Origin of the sequence: Nocardia farcinica (genome assembly GCF_029867845.1) — a bacterium.
GTDB lineage: Bacteria > Actinomycetota > Actinomycetes > Mycobacteriales > Mycobacteriaceae > Nocardia > Nocardia farcinica_A.
In genome coordinates, this window is record NZ_JARWRU010000194.1 from 1 (window position 1) to 2,636 (window position 2,636).

A 2,636-nucleotide genomic window follows, 5' to 3' on the forward strand; every position below is an offset into this window, starting at 1 on the left:
GGGGCGCTCGCCGGGGTGGTGGTGGGCGGCGCAACCGGCGTGCCCGCCGATACGGTTGTCCGCGTCGAGCGGGAGCTGGGCGCCGAGCCCTGCGCGGCCGTCTACGCCAGAATCGGCACCTGCACCGCGGAATTCGGCACCCTGACGCAATGGCTGGTGGACGTGCTCAACGTCCTCACCGGCAATCTGGACCGCCCCGGCGGGGCCATGTTCGCCCGGCCCGCCGCGCTCGGCATCGTGCGCAGCAAGCCGTTCCGCACCGGCCGCTGGCACAGCCGGGTGCGCGGGCTGCCCGAGGCGATGGGCGAGATCCCGGTCGCCACCCTGGCCGAGGAGATCACCACGCCCGGCGAGGGGCAGATCAGGGCGATGGTGACGGTGGCGGGCAATCCGGTGCTGTCGGCCCCCGGCGGCGCGCGACTGGCCGAGGCGTTCGCCGGGCTGGACTTCATGGTCAGTGTGGACCGCTACGTCAACGAGACCACCAGGCACGCCGATGTGATCCTGCCGCCGCCGCGCATCGCGCAGTCGCCGCACTACGATTTCGCGCTGCTCGGATTCGCGGTGCGCAACTACGCCAGGTACTCGCGTCCGCTGGTTCCCCTGGCCGAGGGACAGTTGTCCGAGATCGAGATCCTGGTCCGGCTGGCCGCGGCGGTGACCGGCCGCGAGCATCGCGACAACGGTCCCACGAGCCAGGTGGCGGCGGTGGACGAGCTGGTCGTGGCGGGCATGTTGCACAAGGCGGGCCTGGCCGACCGGCGCCCCGAGCTGATCGGCGACGACAGCACCGAGCAGCGCCTCGACCTCATGCTGCGCCTCGGCCCCTACGGCGAGTGGAACGGCGGCGCGCTGAATCTGGCCACGCTGCTGGACAATCCGCACGGCGTCGACCTCGGCCCGCTGACCCCTCGGCTGCCCGAGGCCCTGCGCACCGCCTCCGGCCGGGTCGATCTCGCGCCCGCGCAGCTGCTGGCCGACGTGGCCAGGCTGCGCGCGGGCATCGACGCGCCCGCACCGGAGTTCGTGCTCATCGGCAGGCGACATCTACGGTCCAACAACAGCTGGCTGCACAATGTGTCCACGCTGGTCAGCGGCTCGAACACGTGCACATTGCAGATCCATCCCGCCGACGCGGACCGGCTCGGGCTCGACGGGCGGGCGGTGGTCAGCTCGGCGGCGGGCACGTTGACGGTGCCGGTGGAGCCGACCGAGTCGATCATGCCGGGCGTGGTGAGCCTGCCGCACGGCTGGGGACACGACGGCAGCGCCCAGTCGGTCGCCAGGGCGCACGCGGGCGTGAACGCCAATACGCTGACCGACGATTCGGTGGTGGACGTGCCGAGCGGGAACGCGATTTTCAACGGCGTCCCGGTGACGGTGCGGCCGGCTTGACCGCGGGCCCGGCCCGCCGGGCGCGAGTGAAACACGCACAGCGCGTATTTCGGCGCGCCCGGAAAAAACCCGTCGGGTATGCACCGTTGTTCCTGCTCAACACCGTTGTGCGGGAATAATTTCCGTGCCGCCGAATTGTCGGTTGTGCGCCGCCGTCGCCGCTCTTCGCTTAGTATCTGACCCGTTTCCGGTTTATTCGCAGTTTCAGCTCTTCGAGGTTCGGGCATGTGATCGACGCGGAGCAACAACGACGTTCGCCGCGGAGCAGACGACGACCCCCGGACCCCCGACCACCGCCAGGGGGCAGCAATGACGGGTGACCAGATCGGCAGCGACGGCGAGCACGCGCTACAGGAGCGCTACGGAACCACCGCGCGCGCCGAGCGCTTCTACAACGATCAGGTTCTCGACCGGCTCAACGAGCAGATGATCGAATTCGTGGGCCGGATGGACATGGCGTTCATCGCCACCGCCGACAAGAACGGCGAATGCGACAACACCTTCCGGGCCGGTCCGCCCGGCTTCCTGCACGTCGTCGACGAGCGCACCCTCGCCTACCCGGAGTACCGGGGCAACGGGGTGATGGCCAGCCTCGGCAACATCTCGGAGAACCCGCACGTCGGCATCCTCATGATCGACTTCGCGCGCGATCTGATCGGCCTGCACATCAACGGCTCGGCGCGCATCGTCGAGGACGACCAGCTGCGCCGCAGCCTGCCCGATCTGCCCGAGTCCACCGCGGGTCGCATCGCCGAACGCTGGGTGGTGGTCGAGGTCGAGGAGGCCTACATCCACTGCCGCAAGCACATCCCGCACCTGGTGCCCGCCGAGCGGGAGCAGCGCGAATGGGGCACCGACAGCACCCGGGCCAAGGGCGGCGACTACTTCGGCGCGAAGGCGGGCAAGCAGGCCGTTCTCACCTGAGCGCGGGGCGCGCACCGGCCTCGCCCGTCAATGCAGCTCCCCCGTCAACGCAGCTTGCCCGTCAACGCAGCTTGAAGATCACCAGGCGCTGCACGACGAAGTTGATGACCGTCGCGGTGCCCTGGGCGATCACGAAGGCCGCCGTCACCGCGAGGAACTCCCGGCCGAGCAGATGCACCATCAGGTGGTTGAGTCCCACCTGCACCGCGAAAGTGGTGGCGGTGAGCGCGACCACCGCGCGGAAGCGCACCCCGCGCGGCGGGGCCGGGAAGGTGCCGCGGCGGGTGTTGAGGTATGCCGGGGTCGTGGCCGCGGCG

Annotated in this window: 3 protein-coding genes; 2 read left to right on the plus strand and 1 reads right to left on the minus strand. The window is 70.1% G+C overall.

Annotation, left to right across the window (positions count from 1 at the left end; all coding sequences use genetic code 11):
* Nucleotides 1-1,395, plus strand: a 1,395-nt coding sequence (locus QH283_RS03970; RefSeq protein WP_280501658.1) for a molybdopterin dinucleotide binding domain-containing protein, incomplete at its 5' end; no start/stop codon positions are given.
* Nucleotides 1,396-1,704: 309 nt separating this feature from the next.
* On the plus strand, nt 1,705-2,319 hold the full coding sequence (locus QH283_RS03975; RefSeq protein ID WP_280501659.1) for a pyridoxamine 5'-phosphate oxidase family protein: 615 nt from the start codon (nt 1,705-1,707) through the stop codon (nt 2,317-2,319).
* A gap of 61 nt (nt 2,320-2,380) precedes the next feature.
* On the opposite strand, the gene QH283_RS03980 is transcribed toward QH283_RS03975, so the two are convergent.
* The coding region (locus tag QH283_RS03980) for a GtrA family protein (RefSeq protein ID WP_280501660.1) at nt 2,381-2,636 on the minus strand (256 nt) is incomplete at its 5' end.

Excerpts from the sequence above, each read along its gene's own strand:
- QH283_RS03975 (WP_280501659.1), top strand. The coding sequence starts at position 1,705 with ATGACGGGTGACCAGATCGGCAGCGACGGCGAGCACGCGCTACAGGAG.